Here is a 3,230-nt window from a genome sequence, read left to right on the forward strand (position 1 = left end):
AAAGTTCTTTGACATGATGGAAGAGAGAGTGAAGAAGTAGTTGATTTAGTCAACTACCGAGCAAAGAAGCGGGCCGGTTGTGTAGCAATACACGGACCGGCAAGAACGCAGAGAAGGGCGCATGGAGGATGCCTAGGCTCTCAGAGGCGATGAAGGACGTGACAAGCTGCGATAAGCAGCGGGGAGGGGCACATACCCAGTGATCCGCTGATTTCCGAATGGGGCAACCCACTAGCATGAAGTGCTAGTACCCTTAGGGGGGCGAACCCGGGGAACTGAAACATCTAAGTACCCGGAGGAAGAGAAAACAATAGTGATTGCGCAAGTAGTGGCGAGCGAACGCGCAAGAGCCCAAACCACAACTGTTACGGCAGTTGCGGGGTTGTAGGACCACGATATGGGACCAAAAATTGAAGTGTAACTACCTGGGAAGGTAGGCTGGAAAGGGTGATAGCCCCGTGCACGTAAGTTTTTTGGCCCTAGTGGTATCCTGAGTAGGGCGGGACCGGAGAAATCCCGCTTGAAGCTGCCGGCACCATCCGGTAAGGCTAAATACTCCTGAGAGACCGATAGTGAACCAGTACTGTGAAGGAAAGGTGAAAAGTACTCCGAATAGGAGGGTGAAATAGATCCTGAAACCATGCGCTTACAAGCGGTCGGAGCCCATTCGTTGGGTGACGGCGTGCCTTTTGCATAATGAGCCTACGAGTTACTCCTCTCTGGCAAGGTTAAGCGTCTTGAGGCGCGGAGCCGCAGCGAAAGCGAGTCTGAATAGGGCGCAGAGTCAGAGGGGGTAGACGCGAAACTTTGTGATCTACCCTTGGGCAGGTTGAAGGTTGGGTAACACCAACTGGAGGACCGAACCAGTTTACGTTGAAAAGTATTTGGATGACCTGAGGGTAGGGGTGAAAGGCCAATCAAACTGAGAAATAGCTCGTACTCCCCGAAATGCCTTTAGGGGCAGCGTCGTGGTTGAGTTTGTTGGAGGTAGAGCTACCGATAGGACTAGGGGGTGTCACAGCCTACCGAATCCTGACGAACTCCGAATGCCAATAAATATACACGGCAGTGAGGCTTGGGGTGCTAAGGTCCCAGGCCGAGAGGGAAAGAACCCAGACCATCAGCTAAGGTCCCAAAATGTATGCTAAGTTGAACAAAGGAGGTCCAGTTGCTTAGACAGCCAGGAGGTTGGCTTGGAAGCAGCCATTCCTTTAAAGAGTGCGTAACAGCTCACTGGTCGAGCGACAGGGCATCGATAATAATCGGGCATCAAGCATACTACCGAAGCTATGGATTGTAGTAATACACTGGTAGGGGAGCATTCCAGGGGCAGAGAAGGTATCCTGATAAGGGGTGCTGGAGCGCCTGGAAAAGCAAATGTAGGCATAAGTAACGATAATGCAGGCGAGAAACCTGCACACCGAAAGACCAAGGTTTCCTGATCAACGCTAATCGGATCAGGGTTAGTCGGGTCCTAAGGCCGAGGCGAAAGCGCAGGTCGATGGACAACAGGTTAATATTCCTGTACCGGCACATGGTAGTGATGCGGTGACGGAGAAGTGAAAGGACTGCGCACTGACGGAATAGTGCGTTGAAGCGCGTAGGTATAGGACGGGGAGTTAAGTACCCCCATCTTGCTGAAACGTGATAGTACTCCAAGGCTTCGGCCACGGAGATAATGTCCCTAATCAGGCTCCCGAGAAAACCCGCTAAGCGTTTAAATCATGTGCCGCCCGTACCGCAAACCGACACAGGTGGTCGAGGAGAGAATCCTAAGGTGCTCGAGTGAATCACGGCCAAGGAACTCGGCAAAATGGCCCTGTAACTTCGGGAGAAGGGGCGCTTCCTCCAGCGATGGAGAAGCCGCAGTGAAAAGGCCCAGGCGACTGTTTAACAAAAACACATGGCTTTGCTAAATCGAGAGATGACGTATAAGGCCTGACACCTGCCCGGTGCTGGAAGGTTAAGAGGGGATGTTAGCCGCAAGGCGAAGCATTGAATCGAAGCCCCAGTAAACGGCGGCCGTAACTATAACGGTCCTAAGGTAGCGAAATTCCTTGTCGGGTAAGTTCCGACCTGCACGAATGGTGTAACGATCTGGGCGCTGTCTCAGCCGTGAGCTCGGTGAAATTGTAGTCTCGGTGAAGATGCCGAGTACCCGCAACGGGACGGAAAGACCCCGTGCACCTTCACTATAGCTTAGCATTGACTCTGGGTAACTCATGTGTAGGATAGGCCGGAGGCTGTGAAGCGGTGTCGCCAGGCATCGTGGAGCCATCCTTGAAATACGGCCCTTGAGTTGCTTGGAGCCTAACCCGACACAAAGGGGACAGTGCTTGGTGGGTAGTTTGACTGGGGTGGTCGCCTCCAAAATAATAACGGAGGCTTTCAAAGGTGCCCTCAGTACGCTTGGTAACCGTACGCAGAGCGCAATAGCATAAGGGCGCTTGACTGTGAGGCCTACAAGCCGAGCAGGGCCGAAAGGCGGATATAGTGATCCGGTGGTTCCGCATGGAAGGGCCATCGCTCAAAGGATAAAAGGTACGCCGGGGATAACAGGCTGATCTCCCCCAAGAGCTCATATCGACGGGGAGGTTTGGCACCTCGATGTCGGCTCGTCACGTCCTGGGGCTGGAGAAGGTCCCAAGGGTTCGGCTGTTCGCCGATTAAAGTGGCACGCGAGCTGGGTTCAGAACGTCGTGAGACAGTTCGGTCCCTATCTGTTGTGGGCGTTGGAGATTTGAGGGGTCCTGACCTTAGTACGAGAGGACCGGGTTGGACGAGCCTCTGGTGCACCTGTTGTATCGCCAGATGCAGCGCAGGGTAGCTACGCTCGGACGGGATAAGCGCTGAAAGCATCTAAGTGCGAAACCCGCCCCAAGATGAGATCTCCCTAGAAGGGCCGTCAGAGACGATGACGTCGATAGGCTGCAGGTGTAAAGGTAGAAATACCACAGCCGAGCAGTACTAATTGCCCGAGCGCGTTCTTACAGCGCAAGCAACCGGAACCATGCCGGCCCGCCTCTTACTCGCATTCTCTCTTCCAAAAGTCAAAAACTTATACAATACGACGCTCTTGCAGCGACAAAGATAATGGCGGCTATAGCGCGGGTGTTCACCTCTTCCCATCCCGAACAGAGAAGTTAAGCCCCGCTGCGCCGATGGTACTGGAGTCACATCCGGGAGAGTAGGTAGCCGCCAACCCCTTCAACCACAAACGCCCCCTGTCC

At 53.8% G+C, this 3,230-nt stretch carries 2 rRNA genes; both read left to right on the plus strand.

Annotated elements, in window-relative coordinates:
• Positions 1-101 precede the first annotated feature (101 nt).
• A 23S ribosomal RNA gene (locus MJ611_RS20475) occupies positions 102-2,991 on the plus strand.
• 101 nt (positions 2,992-3,092) lie between these two features.
• Positions 3,093-3,204, plus strand: a 5S ribosomal RNA gene (gene rrf / locus MJ611_RS20480).
• Positions 3,205-3,230 lie beyond the last annotated feature (26 nt).

Source organism: Pontibacter ruber (assembly GCF_023630205.1).
In the GTDB taxonomy this organism is placed as follows: domain Bacteria; phylum Bacteroidota; class Bacteroidia; order Cytophagales; family Hymenobacteraceae; genus Pontibacter; species Pontibacter ruber.